Raw genomic sequence first — 14942 nt, forward strand, 5'->3', positions numbered from 1 at the left:
TACGAGCTCTACGACAAGCACAACACGGTCCTTTCAGACCTGACGGTGCCGGCGGTACGGGAAGCGAACCGCATCGTCCAGACCCTCCTCATCCCAGCCTCCGAAATCGCGAAGCGGGAGAAAGCCGTCCGGGCGGTGATCCACTCCGGCTACTTGGAAGGGTTCCCGGACGCCATGCCCTGGCAGTCGCAGCTGTGGATGTACGCCCGCGGTGAAGTCACCCGCGAGCAGCTGTCCGCGTACGCCGACGAAGGCCGACAGATCCCCCGCCATCCCGACCACAGCGCGATCGGCCCGGCGGACGTGCCCGAGGACTGGTGGCAGACAACACAGGCCCGCATCCGCAGGCATCTCCTCAACACAACCCTCACCGAACCAGAAGTAGCTGCCGCCCTACAGATCAGCAGCGACGAGGTCGTTGAGTTGTTCGATTCGTGCCGGCTGCTGAGCTTCGACCTCGAGGGTGAAGAACGCATCCCCGACTGGCAGATCCTTGCCCCGGCTCTCCCCGAGTTCGGCGACCGCTCCGTCCTGCTCCCAGGACTGGAAGTGCTCTACGCGGCAGCACCGCAGCCACTCCTGGACGCGGCAGCGATGACCGAGTTCATGACCACACCCTGCACACACCTCACCGTCGACGCCGACGCCCTGACGCCGTTGCAATGGATTCGGGAAGGGCGCCCGCTCGAGACAGTCATCGCCCTGTTCCGGGGACGGGAATGGTGAGCGCCGCGAGCCGCCCGGACCTGTTCCTGCTTAGCGTCGCCTTCGACCTCGCCGGCCCACACGGACACATGTACTTTCGCGACCCGACCAGCCCCGAACTCCGTCAGATCATCGTTCACAGCGCTGACGGAGGTTCTGGCTACCGGTGCGAACCCGCCCCCGGCGACACCCGGGACGGGTGGGGGCCGTTCCTTGCCGAAGCGGGCTGGCTCATGGCCCTCATCCGACCCGACACCCCGGAGGAACGCAGCTGATGGGGCCTGCACTCGAATGGGTCGCCGACGCTTACAGCGGTCGGCCGCAGATCACGATGCCGTACGGGCTTGGCGAAACCACCGACCTCACCGACGCCCTCGCCGTCCTCAAGCTCGCGGGGCTTCGCGCGGTCGTGGAGTCGCACGACACGATCCGCCTCGCCGACGGCCGCCGCGCACGCTTCCCAACCCTCACCCAACGCCCCCGCGACGACGACCCGAACGATGCGGAACTGCTCCTCCTGGCACCGCGGACTGTCACTACGACGCAGATCGCGCTCGCGGAACAGACCGCGACGGTGCTGTTAGTCGACGTTGACCGGCGCCGGGTCTGGATTGACGGCAGACAAGCCCTTGGGACGAAGGAGCGGTGGAAGGATGCGGCACCGATCTACGTGGCGTTCGCCGTCGCACGGATGCTCGCCGTCAACGGCTCCACCTTCGACAAGCTCGTGCAGTCCGGGCTGACTGCCGGGCAGGTGGACGACGCGCTTGCACGCCTCGGGAAACGCGTGCACCGCACAGACATCGGGTGGGAGTCCCGGCAGGTCGGCGGGCTCGTCGACTTCGCCATCGCCTGCTACCCAGGACCCGGCGGTGTCAGGACAAGGTGGACGTCCAACGTGCCGCTCGTCGAGCAAGCGGAACGGCTCAGCGCAGCTGGTTGCCGCATCTCCGGACGTGCCATCTCCGACCGGCCCGACTATCCCGCCATCAGCAAGCGTGAGATGCCCTACCGGGTCGTGGCGTTCACCGAACAGGAAGTCGACATGGCCGCGCTCGGCTTCGAACCCGACACGATCGGCTTCTCCGGCGCCGAACTCATCCGGCCCGCGGACGCGACGATCTTCCTCACCGCAGCCGCCGCCGGATACACGGACCGCACCGACGACATCATCACCGCCAACACGCTCCTCCGCTCCGACTACCGCAACGCCGACGACGCAGCATCGTTGCAGGAGGTGCGGGACCGGCTGCAGTTCCTCGCTGACAACGGCTACGACCTCCGCTGGAACCTCCCCAGCTGACCGCCCATGACCCCCACCCGCTAGCCCGCCGGGGCCCTCACCCTCCTTCCGAACCCCCACGCAGCCGACGTTCCCGACGACGGGGAACTCTGGTACCGCGACAACGACAGCAACGCCCTGTGGGAGCCGCTCGACACGCTCCGAGAAGCAGGAACATCATCTGGGCCAAGTCCGACAGGAACACGTGGGCCGCCATCGGCCGTTTCTCCGACATCAACGACGGCCGAGAAGCGGGGCAGGCGCAACTACTCGAGGTGGTGGGCTGGAGTGAGCGCTTCTTCGTCTGCGGCGACGTCTCCCTTCTCGGCTCCCGATGGCGATGGCGCAGCTGGCTCACCCATGCACGCAACCAGTCGCCGACTCCGGCGATCGTCGTCGGACCCGTCCTGGTACCGAGCAACCGTCTACGCGGATCAGCTCGCCACCGTTGACGCCGCGATCACTCAGCTCCAGCCTGCCCGGCCCTGTCCGCCATGGCATCCGTAACAGGACAAGCGCCTGGCTTCGTCTGGCTTCCACGCGAAGAAGACCTCACCCGAGCGAGCACCTGCACACGCCACTGACTCCGGCCTAGCATGCCCGCCCCACTCCGCTACAGAAGCGCTGCGCTTCACCGAGCTCTCCGCACCCCCGCCACGAGCGCCGTCTCGCCACTACCCGATTCCACCCGAATAGCGTCACGAGCGACGTCTCGACGAACTACGACGAGATTGGCCAGTGGGCAAAGTTGGCTGCACCACCGACTTCAGCCCGGAGGACGACTGTGAGCAGCTGGCTCATCACCGGTGCATCCGGCAGTCGGCGCCGTCCGTCGTTGCGTCAGCGGTCGGTCTGCGCGGACGCGACCTCGAGGGTCACAACGACCGCCGCCACGGCGAGCGCCGTGAGCGGCAGCGACACCGCCGGCACCGCGATCGACGCGAGGACCACGAGCACCAGGACCACCACAACGGCGTTGGCCCGCGCCGACAGTGACGGCCGGATCGCAAGCGCCCAGATCGACAGCACGAACACGGCGACCGGCACCGCGACGGTCGCCGCGACCGAGGCGGACGACAGCTCGACGTGTCCGGCATCGGCGCTGACCGCGACCTCGACGCCGGCCGGCAGGGCACCGGCGGCGGCGAAGACGAAGTAGTGGCCGTAGCCGAACACGAGCGCGGTGGGCAGCGAGCGGATGTGCGCGTGCTGCTCGCGGGAGAAGTAGATCCACCACATCCCGACGGTGATCACCAGCCCGCACCCCGCGAGCGCTAGCAGGGCTCCGAGGTGCTCGGTGTGCGCGAGGGCGTCGATCACCGCACCGGCCGAGGCCACCAGCCCCTCGCCCAGGACGATGAGGGTGAACAGGGAAAACCGCTCGGCCAGGTGCCGGGTGTGCCACGGGGCCGTCCCCGTCGAGGTCTGCGCCCAGATCGGCACGGACAGCTCGGCGAGCACGAGGAACGGTGCCGCGTACGACCAGACGTCGTCGGGCAGGGCCAGGGAGACGACCCAGAGCACCTGCACGACCGTGATGCCGACGGCGTGCAGGGTGGCTGTCCTGCGGTAGCGGGTGGAGGACGCGGCGGCGCGGATCCACTGCCCGACCAGGGCCAGCCGCATGACGACGTAGCCGATGACGCCGACCGTGAAGTTGTTCTCGACCATGGCCGCGTGCACCCCGGCGGCGAGGACAAGCACCCCGGCCATCTGCACGAAGGTCATCACGCGGTAGAGCCAGTCGTCGGTGTCGAACGACGTGGCGAACCAGGTGAAGTTCATCCAGGCCCACCAGATCGAGAAGAACACGAGCCCGTAAGCCAGGACGGCGGACGTGACGTGGCCCTCGACCTCGATCTCGTGCAGGTTCGTCGCGGCGAAGCCCACCGCGACGACGAACACCAGGTCGAACAAGAGCTCCAGGGGGCTCGCGGCCCGATGTTGTTGAGCGGGGTCGCGCGGCACCATCCGGTGGAGTCCGGTCGTCGGCATCGTCAGCCCCTCAGCGCTGTTCGCGCAGGTAGGTGAGCACCGCACGGACCCGTCGGTTGGCGTCGTCCGGTGTCAGATCGAGCTTCGTGAACACGTTGCCGACGTGCTTCGCGACGGCGGCGTCGGACAGGTGCAAGTCGCGAGCGATGTCGGCGTTCGAGGCGCCCTCGGCCATGTGCGTCAGGACGGTCAGTTCGCGTTCGGTCAGCCTCGCCAGCGGACCGTCGACGTCGCCGCTCCGCGTGAGGTGCCGCACCACGTCCGGGTCGACGACCACGCCACCGTCCGCAACGGTCTCGAGCGAGCGGAGGAACGCGGCCACCCGGCCGACGCGGTCCTTGAGCAGGTACCCAACACCACCGCGACCGTCGTCGAGCAGGTCCTGCACGTACGCGTCCGCGACGTACTGGGACAGCACGACGACCGGCAGACCGGGGTGTTCTAGGCGGAGCGTGACGGCGGCGCGGAGACCATCGTCCGTGTCGGTCGGGGGCATCCGAACGTCGGTGAGCACGAGGTCAGGCATCCGTCCTGCTGCGGCCAGCGCCGCGACCTCGTCGACCAGTCGTCGGGCATTGTCGGTCGAGCCGAGCACGGTGTGTCCGGCGCGTTCCAGCAGGCTGACAAGCCCCTCGCGGAGGAGCACCGCGTCCTCGGCCACGTAGATGTCCACGAGCGCCATTGGATCACGGCCCGGCGACGGTCGCATCGTCGACGAGCAGCGGCACGGTGAACCGGAGCACCGTCGGCCCTCCCCGCGGGCTGTCCACGCGGAACGCGCCCCCGAGGACCGTCGCCCGCTCCCGAAGGCCGTCGAGCCCGCCGCCCGGTGACGGTGCAGCTCCGCCGACGCCGTCGTCAACGACCTCGAGCCAGAACCAGCGGTCGAGCGTCCCTGCGCTGATCGACACGGCGGTCGCCGAACCGTGGCGAGCTGCGTTCGTCAGCGCCTCGCTCACGACGAAATACGCCGCCGTCTCAATCCGGGCGGCGACCCGCTCGGGCAAGTCGACATCCGCACGAACGGACAGCGGCGAGCGTGACGCGAGCTCCTCGACGGCTGCCCCGAACCCGTGGTCTACGAGCACCCGGGGATGGATGCCGCGGATGCTCGCCCGCAGTGCGGCGACCGCGTCGTCGACGTTGCCTGTGATCCGGTCGAGCTGTGTCCGGACGGCAACCAGGTCGGAACCAGTCTGCTCTGCCGCGTCGAGTTCGAGCCCGAGGAGACCGATGTTCATCGAGAGCACGGTGAGCTGCTGCTGTGCGCCGTCGTGCAAATCGCGCTCGATGCGCCGGCGTTCCGCGTCGAATCCGTCGAGCAACGCCTGCCGGGAGTACGTGAGCTCCTCGACGCGCTGCTCGAGCACCTCGGCCCGGCCGGACAGCAGCGCCCGCGCGACCTGCACGTGGACGGTCGCGAGCGCATTGACCATGTACACCAGGACGACGAGGGCGACGAGGGCACCGGCGAGGACGACCGCCGCCGGCAGCTGCAGGCCGTCCACCCAGTTCCGGATCACATCGTCGTCCCGGGGACCGGCACCGGTCGCGGCGCCGACGGCGACCCCGACGGCCGCGAGCACCAGCACCACCAGGGCGAAACCGATTCCCGCGACCACGAGGAACACGACTAGGTAGCCGAGTTCGGACCACACCAGGGGGTCCCGGAGCCGACCGCGGAACGTGCGGGGACGGGCACGGCCCACACGGCGGGGGTCCGGGATCGCGCGCAGTCCGAGGACGACCGGGTGTCGGCGGCCGAACCGGCCGGCCGCCACCGCCCAGACGGGTGCGAGGAACCAGGTCGCGACGACGGGTGCGACGACGACGAGGCCGAGCAGCGCGGTCAGCGTGACGACGAGCAGGGCCCTCCACGGAGCAGCGGAGGCCAGGAACGTCCACGGCGCGACCGCCGGCCACACGCGGTCAGTCCGGTCGGTCGTCGTCACCCGCCCACGGTAGGGGCAGGGGCGGCCGGCCACCAGCGTGCTGCCTCGCGGTGTCGGTGGTGCTGCCTCGCGGTGTCGGTCGAGCAGGCTCCACCGTCGGTGTCGACCCGTCCGGCGTGTGGCCCGCCGCCCGATCCGTCAGGATCCCCAGAACGCGGAACCGCTGACGACGCGACCGGCGCTGCCGATCTGTCCGTATGCAGGCCCCGCACCGCTCGAGGACGTCTCCGCGCGGTACGTCCGCCTGCTCGCCGACCGTCGCCACACGGCGTACGGCGTCTCCCTGTGGGCCCTCCGCGTGTTCTCGACCGAGGGCTCCCCGACCCCCGACCTCGCACACCGCGCAGCCGTGTCGTCCTCGGACGACGAAGGCGACGGCGTCCCCGCACGCAACGCCGTGGACGGGGACCCCGGCTCCCGCTGGGCGAGCGGGCACACCGACGACCAGTGGCTCGCCGTCGACCTCGGCGCGGAGCACGACCTGCACGGTGCCGTCGTGCGGTGGGAGGACGCGTTCGGCCGCGCCTACCGCATCGAAGCGCGGAACGCCGAGGACGACGCGTGGACCACGCTCGCGACCGAGACCGACGGCGACGGCGGGACCGACCGGCTCGCCCTCGACGGCTCGTGGCGGTACGTCCGCCTGCACGGGGTCGAGCGCGCGACACCGTACGGGTACTCGGTGTACGACCTCGAGATCCGGTAGCCGGGGCAGCACCCGTTGAACGACGGGGCCGCCGTGGTGCGGTTACGTCGTCCGACGGATGCCCCCGACCGGCGGGACCACGGATCCTGGCGGGACACCACCCGCACCACGTCTGGAGCACGGACCATGACCACCAATTCCATCGAGACCCTGGGCATCATCGGCGCCGGCAACGTCGGCGCGCAGATCGCCCGCCGCGCGATCGACGTCGGTCTCGACGTCGTCCTCGCGAACTCCCGCGGGCCGGAGACGCTCGAGGCCCTGATCGACGAACTCTCCCCCGGTGCCGGAGCAGCCACCGTCGCCGATGCCGCCCGGGCCGGCGACGTGGTCGTCGTCTCGATCCCGATCAACGGCTACCGGGACCTGCCGGCCGAGGCGTTCGCGGGCAAGGTCGTCGTCGACACCGGCAACTACTACCCGGAGTTCTTCGGGTCGGTCGACGAACTCGAGCAGGGAACGGTGCCGACCACCTCGGAGCTGCTCCAGCGGTCCCTTCCGGACGCCCGGGTCGTGAAGGCGTTCAACAACCTCGGCGCCGCCGACGTCACCACCGACGGGTCCCCCGCAGACGCCCCGGGTCGCCGTGCCCTCACCGTCGCCGGGGACGACGCGGACGCGAAGGCCGTCGTCACGGAACTGCTCGACCGGTTCGGGTTCGACGTGGTCGACGTGGGACCGCTCAGCGAGGGCTGGCGCTTCGAACGTGACCAGCCTGCGTACGGGGTCCGACACGACCGGGCCGGCATGACCGCCGCACTGGCGGCAGCGGCTCGCCGCTAGCCCGCGGGCGACGCCTCGGGCGCGGTCTCCGCTCCGGCCTCGGGTGCCGCCTGCGCCCCGGGGTCGTCCCGCACCGCTGCCGCGACGAGCGTGTCGAGCAGCCCGGGCCAGCGCGCCTCGAGTGCGTCCCGGCGTAGCTGCACGGCGTGCTCGCGTCCCGTCACACGCGTCCGGGTCAGCCCCGACTCGCGCAGCACCTTGAAGTGGTGCGAGAGCGTCGTCTTGTGGATGTCGAGCCGGTAGTCGGTGAGGTTGCACGGGTGGTAGTCGCCGTCCGACAGCCGCTCGATGATCACCAGTCGCGTGGGGTCACCGGCCGCCCGGAGCACCCGCACGAGTTCCAGGTCGTCGACGGCGGGCAACGGGAAGGGGTCGTGCCCAACCTTCGGCTCTTCATTTGACATGCATCAAACCTATCAGGAATGATCCCAATGGTTTGATGCTTGTCAAACGGTGCCGAGGCAACGACCTCGGAGCCGAAGGAGTGCCCACCGTGCCCACCACCACCGACCCCCGCGTCACCGACAACCGCGCCGCGATCCGCGCCGACCGACCGCCCGTCGGCCGGATCGCGATCGTCACCGCGGACCGCGTCGAGGACGTCGAGTTCTTCTACCCCTACTACCGGTTCGTCGAGGCCGGCTACGACGTCGACGTCCTGACGCCCGACGGCGGGACCGTCACCGGGTACGTCGGCCTGTCCCTGCGAACCGGGCTGCAGCGCGTCGCGGACGCCACCGCCGAGCACTACGACGCGGTCTTCATCCCCGGCGGCCTGGCCCCGGCCGAGGTCCGGACCGTCCCCGAGGCCCTGGCGTTCGTCGGCGACTTCGCCGCCACGGGTCGACTCATCGGCGCCGTGTGCCACGGACCCCAGGTCCTGGCCTCCGCCGGGCTGGTCGACGGACGCAGCCTGACGCCCTGGCACGAGGTCGCCGACGAGGTCCGCGCGGCCGGCGGCACCTGGATCGACGAGCCGGTCGTCGAGGACGGCCAGTTCGTCACCGCACGGAAGCCCGGCGACATGCCGCAGCAGCTGGCCCGGATCCTCGAACGGCTCGCCACGGCACGGACGGAGTGCGACGATGTCTGACCCTGTCCGCACCCCCTTCTCCGCGTCCGCCACCGCGGCCGACGTCCTCGCCGACGTGGACCTGCACGGCCGCCGGTACCTGGTGACCGGAGGCGCCTCCGGCATTGGCGCGGAGACCGCCCGTGCCCTCGCCGGCGCTGGCGCTGAAGTCGTCGTCGGGGTGCGCAACACGGCTCGCGCCGACGCGGCGTTCGCCGACCTGGAGGCCCGCGGCCGGGTCGTGCCGCGACCGCTCGACCTGAGCGACCTCGGTTCCGTGCGCCGCTTCACCGACGCGTGGCAAGGCACGGTCGACGGGGTGGTCGCCAACGCCGGCGTGATGGCTCTGCCCGAGAAGCAGCTCGCCGCATCGGGCTGGGAGATGCAGCTCGCGACGAACCACCTCGGCCACTTCGCTCTGCTGCTCGGCCTGCAGGAGCACCTGTTCGCGGCCGGATCCGCCCGGGTGGTGACGGTGAGTTCGACCGCGCACCTGCGCTCCACGTTCCACTTCGAGGACCCGCACTTCGCGGTGCGTCCGTACGACCGGTGGGCCGCCTACGCACAGTCGAAGACGGCCGACGTGCTCCTCGCGGTGGGCGTCGCCGACCGGTGGGCGGAGCACGGCGTCACCGCGAACGCCGTGATGCCCGGCTGGATCACGACCCGACTGCAGCGCCACCTCGACGACGCGACGCTCCGGGCGATGGGCGCGCTCGACGACGACGGCAACCGGATCGAGCAGCCGTTCTTCAAGACCCCGGCGCAGGGCGCGGCAACGTCGGCAATGCTGGTCGCCTCCCCGCTGGTCGCCGGCGTGACCGGGCGGTACTTCGAGGACAACCAGGAGTCGCCGGTGCTCGACGACGGCACCGGGCACGACCGCGGAGTCGCGCCGTACGCGCTGGACCACGGCAACGCGGAGCGGCTCTGGACGCTCAGTGCCGGATACGTCAGCTGACGGATGCTGCCCGGGCGAGCCTCCTGTCAGCGTGGAGGACGCCACGCACCATCCGTCACCAGCGACCCACGAGGAGCCCACCATGACTGGAAACCCGAAGCACATCGCCCTGGAGCCCGCCGCCCAGGAGTTCGTCGATGCGACGTCGAACCCGCCGTTCCTGAACGACCTGCCGCCCGCCGAAGGGCGCAAGGCGGTCGACTCCGTGCAGGACACCCCCATCTTCAAGCCCGACGTCGACGAGGAGTGGCTGGAGATCGAGGGCGGTCCCACCGGCACCGTGAAGATCCGCCTGGTCAAGCCGGCCGGCACGACGGCGAACCTGCCCGTCATCCTCTACGTGCACGGCGCCGGCTGGGTCTTCGGCGACGCCCACACCCACGACCGCCTGGTGCGCGACCTCGCGATCGGGTCGAACGCCGCCGTCGTGTTCCCCGAGTACGACCGTTCCCCCGAGGTCGGTCACCCGGTCGCGCTCGAGCAGTCGTACGCGGCAGCTCAGTGGGTCGTCAAGGAGGGGCGCGACAAGGGCCTCGACGCCTCGCGCTTCGCAGTGTCTGGCGACTCCGTCGGCGGCAACATGGCGATCGCGCTGTCGCTCATGGCAGCCGAGCGCGGCGACGTCGAGTTCGTGAAGCTCGTCGCCTTCTACCCCGTGACGAACGCCGCGTTCGACACCGGGTCCTACGAGGAGTTCGCCGAGGGCTACTTCCTCACCCGAGCAGGCATGCAGTGGTACTGGGACCAGTACACGACCGACGAGGCCGTGCGCGCCCTGCCCACGGTGTCGCCGCTCCGTGCGCCGCTCGAGGTACTCGCGACCCTGCCCGAGACCCTCGTCATCACCGGCGAGGCCGACGTGCTCCGCGACGAGGGCGAGGCCTTCGCCGCACGCCTGCGCGAAGCCGGTGTCAAGGCGACGAACGCCCGGTTCGGCGGCATCGTCCACGACTTCGTGATGGTGAACGCGCTGCACGACACCGAGGCCGCGAAGCACGCGTTGATGCTCGCCACCGCGTCGCTCCGCGCAGCCCTTGCCTGAGCAGGAGCACGGCCGCGCGAGCACCCCGGAGACGCTCGAGACGCTCGTCGCGCGCGAGGAGATCCGCACCCTGCTGGCGACCTACGCCCGCGGGGCCGACCGTCGCGACGCGGTGCTCGAGGCGTCCGTGTTCACCGAGGACGGGGTCGTCGTGCTGTACGACGGCGACCCCTCCTCGCACGATCCGGTCGACACGATCCACGGCCGGGAGCACCTGGCCGAGACGTTCGCCGGACTGATCGCGCAGTACGAGGTGACGACGTACCTCAACGGCCAGTCCACGATCCGGTTCACGGGGCCCGACGCCGCCGAGGGCGAGACGTACTGCGTCGCGTTCCACGTGCTGCACGACGGGGACGAGCGGGTGCTGCTGACGATGTCCATCCGCTACCTCGACCGGTTCGTGCGGGCCGAGGGCGCGTGGGCGATCGCGCACCGGGACCTCGTCTTCGACTGGACCGACCGGTCCCCGTCGCACACTTGACGAGGACCGCCACCACCGCACCCCGACATCGACACCGACCACCGACCACCGACCACCGACCACCGACCACCGACGGAGACACCATGTCGCAACCGCTCGAATCGCTCATGCACGCCAACCTGTTCGAGGTGTTCGGGGAACGCGACCCGGACCGCCGCCGCGCCGCCATCGAGCGGACGTACGCCCCGGACGTCGAGTTCCTGGACCCCGACGAGGTCGTCACCGGCCACGACGCTTTGGACGCCAAGGCGCAGCGCCTGCTCGACGAGGCCCCTGGGTTCGTGTTCTCGCCGGCCGGCCCGGTCTACGAGAACCACGGGATGGGGTACCTCGCCTGGCACTTCGGACCGGAGGGAGCGCCGCCCGTCGTGTCCGGGATGGACATCTGCTTCGTCGAGGGCGACGTGATCGCGAAGGTCTACACGCTGCTGACCAGCTGAACCCACCCGCAGACGCCCGACCCTCCGCAGCGTCACGCACCCTGCGATGATGGTCGGGCGTCTGGACGGCGGGCGCGCGGCAGGAGGGCACGGGCGATGTCGATGCAGCACGAGGTGCCCCCGGAGTCGCCGTACGCCTACATGAGTGCCGAGCAGGTGCGCACCTGGTACGCGTACATGAAGCTCCAGCTGCGCCTGCGGTACGAGATGAACCGGCAGCTTCGGGCGGACAGCGACATCTCGCTCGCTGACTACGACGTCCTCGTCGCGCTCACGAGCGAGCCGGGCGGCGAGATGACGATGTCGGCCCTGGCGACCCGCATCGGGTGGGAGCGCAGCCGTGCCTCCCACCACGCCAAACGCATGGCCGAGCGCGGGTTCCTTGAGCTCCGTCGGGCCGAACACGACCGGCGCACCACGGCCGTCGCTCTGACCGAGGCGGGCTGGCGGACGCTCCGCGAAGCGACACCGAGCCACACCGAGCTCGTCAAGGACATGTTCTTCAGCGACCTGCGCGAGGACGAGTTGGCGGGCTTCGCCGACGTCCTCGAGCGCGTGTACGAGTCGGTGCTCGAGCACGGCACGCTCCCCCGTCCGGCCGACCACCCCTGAGCCGGCTTGCTGCGCGCGACGGCGCGTCATAGGTTAGGTGAAAAGTCACCTAACCCAGCGAGGGGGCATGCTTGGACACCGAACGAATCCGCTCCGCACCGGTTGACGGGGCACCGCTGCTGGGTCGTGCCGACGAACTCGCGGCCTTGACGCGGATACTCGACGACGCCACGGAGGGCGGAATCGCCGAGCGCGGCTCCGCCCTCGTGGTCGAGGGCGAGGCTGGCATCGGCAAGACGGCCCTGCTCGCAGCCGTCGAGCGGCACGCGCGCAGAACGGGCTTCCGCATCCTGACCTGCACCGGCATCCAGAGTGCGAACAGCATCGGGTTCGACGGTCTGCACGAACTGCTCCACCCGCTGCTGGCGTACAGCGCGACACTGCCGCCCCGGCAGCGGGCCGCACTCCTCACGGCTCTCGCCATCGAGGACGGCCCGAGCCCGGACCGCCTGCTGGTGAGCACGGCAACCCTCGGCCTGCTCGAGGAAGCCGCCTCGCACCGCCCGGTGTTCGTCCGCGCCGAGGACCTGCAATGGCTCGACCGGTCGACCGTCGAGGTGCTCAACTTCGTGGGGCGCCGCCTCACGAACACACCGGTGGTCATCATCGCCGCGGTCCGGAGCGGACACGCACCGAACGCAGCCCCCCCGTGCAGCTTCGCGACGTTCGAGCTCGGGCCGCTTCCCGACGACGCCGCCCGAGCCCTGCTCACCGAACACGCCGGCTCCCTGTCCGCCGCGGTCCGCCGGCGCGTCCTCGCCGAGGCAGGCGGCAACCCCCTCGCCCTCCACGAACTGCCCGCCGCGCTCCTGGCGAGTGGTGCGGGCGGAGTGCCCGGAGCCGCCCTCGGCCCCTCCACCATCTCGTCCCGGCTCCCCACCACCCGTCGGCTCGAACAGGCGTTCCTCGAGCAGGTCGCCGCGGTCCCGGCCGGCAGCCGCGCGTTCCTGGTGCTCGCGGCGGCGGCCGACGACGCAGCCCTGCAGGACGTGATGGCGGCCGCGCGGACGATGGACCTCGGCGTCGACGACCTCGAACCGCTCGAAGAACTCGGGCTCCTGCGGACCGACCTCGTGTCCCTGCGCTTCCGACACCCGCTGCTCCGCTCGGCGGTGATCGGGAACGCGTCCGCCGCCGCGCTGTCTGCGGCGCACCGGGCACTCGCGTCGGTCGTCACCGACGGGATGCGCGCCGCTTGGCACCGGGCATCGGCGACGTTCGAGCGCGACGAGTCCATCGCCGCCGACCTCGAGACCGTCGCGGACCGCGCGGCCCAGCGCGGTGCCCGCCCTGAAGCCGTGCGCGCCTACGAACGCGCCGCTACGCTCTCGCAGGGTGTCACCGGCCGCGCGCGCCGGTTGGGACGGGCCGCTGAGACCGCCCGGGCGGCCGGCATGACCGCCGAGGCGATAGAACTGCTGGAACAGGTCGACTCCCTGGCCGCCGACCCAGAAACCGTCACCGAGACCGCCGTGACGCAGACCGTGCTGCGCCTGACGACGGGTGCCGCCGGTCGACCGCGTATCGAGCTCTCCCGGATCCGACCGGTGCTCGCCGGCCCGGAGCACGCGGACCGACTCGTGCGGGTCCTCTGGGCAGCAGCGATCAACGCACGCGGCCGCAACCTGCCCCGGTCGGAGTGGGACTACATCGAGGCCGCGCTGCTCGCTGTGCCGTCCGCGAGCCCGCTGAAGTCGGTCGCCCTCGCCGTTCTCGCGCCGCTCGGGTCCGCCCACCACCTGCGAGCCGAAATCGCCCACCTCGTGCCGCAGCTCACCGAGCAACCGCTCGCGATGGCGTCCCTCGCGATCGCCGCCGAGTCCCAGCAGGACCTCGAGACCGCACTGACCTGCTGGGAACTGGCGTACGAGCGCGCCCACCAGCTCGGAGCGGTGGCTGACGAGGCCCAGGCGCTCCGGGGCCGGGCGACGATGCTCATGCTGCGCGGGCGGGTGCAGGACGGCCTCGCCGACGCCGAGTACGCCGTGCGCATCGCCCGCGATGTCCAGCTCCCACTCATCGCCGGGATGGCCTACGCCACGCTCGCCCGGGGACACGCCCTGCTCGGAGACCACGACGCTGCCCTGGCTGCCCTGCGGGAGGGCGCCGAGTTCGCACACGGCGGACGGCTCGCCCTCGCCAGCGCCGACGCCCGGTGGGCAGCCGGTCTGGTCGCCCTCGGGCAGCACCGCTACCGGGACGCCCAGATCGAGTTCACGCATATGACCGTGCACGCCACACGGTCACTCTGGGCGATCGCCGACCGCACCGAGGCGGCGGTCCGCGGCGGACGGCCCGAATCTGTCGTCGAGAACCTCGGCCAGGCGGAGACGGTCGCTCGCACCACCGGGTCCGCGCACCTCACCTCCCTCGTGGTGCGGAGCCGCGCCCTGCTGGCCGAGGGCGCTGCGGCCGAGCCCCTTTACGCGCGGGCGATCGAGGCTGGCCGGCTCGCCGACGCCCCGGTGGAGCTCGCCCGGACCCAGCTGCTGTTCGGCGAGTGGCTGCGTCGGGAACGCCGGGTGGTCGGGGCACGGCCGCACCTGCGCGAGGCGCTCGGCGCGTTCGACGCCGCCGGCACCGCCGGCTTCGCTGCCCGGGCCGCCGCGGAACTCCGCGCCGCCGGCGAGGCGCCGGACCGAACCGGCACCACGACGTCGTCGACGAGTGAGCAGCTCACGCCCCAGGAACTGCAGATCGCACGGCTCGCCGCCACCGGCATGACGAACCGGGAGATCGCGGACCGCATCTACCTGTCGCACCGCACCGTCAGCACACACCTGTACAAGGTGTTCCCGAAGCTCGGTGTCACGAGCCGCACCGAGCTGACCGCGGCGCTGGCCGCGTCCCCTCCGGTGGACTGACGCGACCGAAGGGGTGCCTGGAGGCGCCGGTTACGTCACCCAAC

The 14942-nt window shown here is 70.9% G+C and carries 15 protein-coding genes; 11 read left to right on the top strand and 4 right to left on the bottom strand.

What is annotated here, in order from left to right:
- On the top strand, nucleotides 1-726 hold a 726-nt coding region (locus tag DEI89_RS17760), incomplete at its 5' end, for an antitoxin VbhA family protein (protein WP_110904394.1).
- A 253-nt stretch (nucleotides 727-979) separates the two neighbouring features.
- Complete coding sequence (locus DEI89_RS12535; protein ID WP_110904396.1) at nucleotides 980-2008, top strand: hypothetical protein; 1029 nt, start codon at nucleotides 980-982, stop codon at nucleotides 2006-2008.
- Between the two features lie 819 nt (nucleotides 2009-2827).
- On the opposite strand, the gene DEI89_RS12540 is transcribed toward DEI89_RS12535, so the two are convergent.
- From DEI89_RS12540 to DEI89_RS12550, 3 genes are read right to left on the bottom strand one after another with little or no spacing between them, the layout of a single operon-like run.
- Complete coding sequence (locus tag DEI89_RS12540) at nucleotides 2828-3982, bottom strand: low temperature requirement protein A (RefSeq protein ID WP_110904397.1); 1155 nt, start codon at nucleotides 3980-3982, stop codon at nucleotides 2828-2830.
- A gap of 10 nt (nucleotides 3983-3992) precedes the next feature.
- A complete protein-coding gene (locus DEI89_RS12545; RefSeq protein WP_110904398.1) occupies nucleotides 3993-4664 on the bottom strand; it encodes a response regulator transcription factor in 672 nt (223 codons plus the stop codon).
- A gap of 4 nt (nucleotides 4665-4668) precedes the next feature.
- The gene (locus DEI89_RS12550) at nucleotides 4669-5934 is read right to left on the bottom strand and encodes a histidine kinase (RefSeq protein WP_146236785.1); all 1266 of its coding nucleotides are present in this window, start codon (nucleotides 5932-5934) and stop codon (nucleotides 4669-4671) included.
- 118 nt (nucleotides 5935-6052) lie between these two features.
- Here DEI89_RS12550 and DEI89_RS12555 point away from each other — a divergent pair, with 118 nt between their 5' ends.
- Together DEI89_RS12555 and DEI89_RS12560 are read left to right on the top strand one after the other, a co-directional pair.
- Complete coding sequence (locus tag DEI89_RS12555; RefSeq protein ID WP_181421633.1) at nucleotides 6053-6640, top strand: discoidin domain-containing protein; 588 nt, start codon at nucleotides 6053-6055, stop codon at nucleotides 6638-6640.
- Between the two features lie 36 nt (nucleotides 6641-6676).
- Entirely contained in the window at nucleotides 6677-7423 is a 747-nt protein-coding gene (locus tag DEI89_RS12560) for an NADPH-dependent F420 reductase (RefSeq protein WP_110904457.1), read from the top strand.
- Here the strand turns inward: DEI89_RS12560 and DEI89_RS12565 are convergent.
- On the bottom strand, nucleotides 7420-7827 hold the full coding sequence (locus tag DEI89_RS12565) for a helix-turn-helix transcriptional regulator (protein WP_110904401.1): 408 nt from the start codon (nucleotides 7825-7827) through the stop codon (nucleotides 7420-7422). The genes DEI89_RS12560 and DEI89_RS12565 overlap by 4 nt on opposite strands.
- 89 nt (nucleotides 7828-7916) lie before the next feature.
- Between DEI89_RS12565 and DEI89_RS12570 the strand changes: the two genes are divergently transcribed.
- The 7 genes from DEI89_RS12570 (at nucleotide 7917) to DEI89_RS12600 (ending at nucleotide 14898) form a co-directional block, all read left to right on the top strand.
- Nucleotides 7917-8516: a type 1 glutamine amidotransferase domain-containing protein gene (locus DEI89_RS12570; protein ID WP_181421634.1), complete on the top strand. Its 600-nt coding sequence runs from the start codon at nucleotides 7917-7919 to the stop codon at nucleotides 8514-8516.
- Complete coding sequence (locus DEI89_RS12575) at nucleotides 8509-9456, top strand: SDR family NAD(P)-dependent oxidoreductase (protein WP_110904403.1); 948 nt, start codon at nucleotides 8509-8511, stop codon at nucleotides 9454-9456. Before DEI89_RS12570 ends, DEI89_RS12575 begins: the two co-directional genes overlap by 8 nt.
- A gap of 82 nt (nucleotides 9457-9538) precedes the next feature.
- Nucleotides 9539-10498 carry an alpha/beta hydrolase gene (locus DEI89_RS12580; protein ID WP_110904404.1) on the top strand — a complete coding sequence of 320 codons (960 nt, stop codon included), beginning with the start codon at nucleotides 9539-9541 and terminating at the stop codon, nucleotides 10496-10498.
- Complete coding sequence (locus tag DEI89_RS12585) at nucleotides 10491-10982, top strand: nuclear transport factor 2 family protein (RefSeq protein ID WP_110904405.1); 492 nt, start codon at nucleotides 10491-10493, stop codon at nucleotides 10980-10982. The genes DEI89_RS12580 and DEI89_RS12585 overlap by 8 nt, the downstream gene beginning before the upstream one ends.
- An 83-nt stretch (nucleotides 10983-11065) precedes the next feature.
- Nucleotides 11066-11422, top strand: a complete 357-nt coding sequence (locus tag DEI89_RS12590) for a nuclear transport factor 2 family protein (protein WP_258368894.1) — start codon at nucleotides 11066-11068, stop codon at nucleotides 11420-11422.
- A gap of 96 nt (nucleotides 11423-11518) precedes the next feature.
- Nucleotides 11519-12034, top strand: a complete 516-nt coding sequence (locus tag DEI89_RS12595) for a MarR family winged helix-turn-helix transcriptional regulator (protein WP_110904406.1) — start codon at nucleotides 11519-11521, stop codon at nucleotides 12032-12034.
- 71 nt (nucleotides 12035-12105) lie between these two features.
- Complete coding sequence (locus DEI89_RS12600) at nucleotides 12106-14898, top strand: LuxR family transcriptional regulator (protein WP_220034539.1); 2793 nt, start codon at nucleotides 12106-12108, stop codon at nucleotides 14896-14898.
- The last annotated feature ends 44 nt before the right edge of the window (nucleotides 14899-14942 follow it).

The organism is Curtobacterium sp. MCBD17_030 (assembly GCF_003224255.1).
GTDB lineage: Bacteria > Actinomycetota > Actinomycetes > Actinomycetales > Microbacteriaceae > Curtobacterium.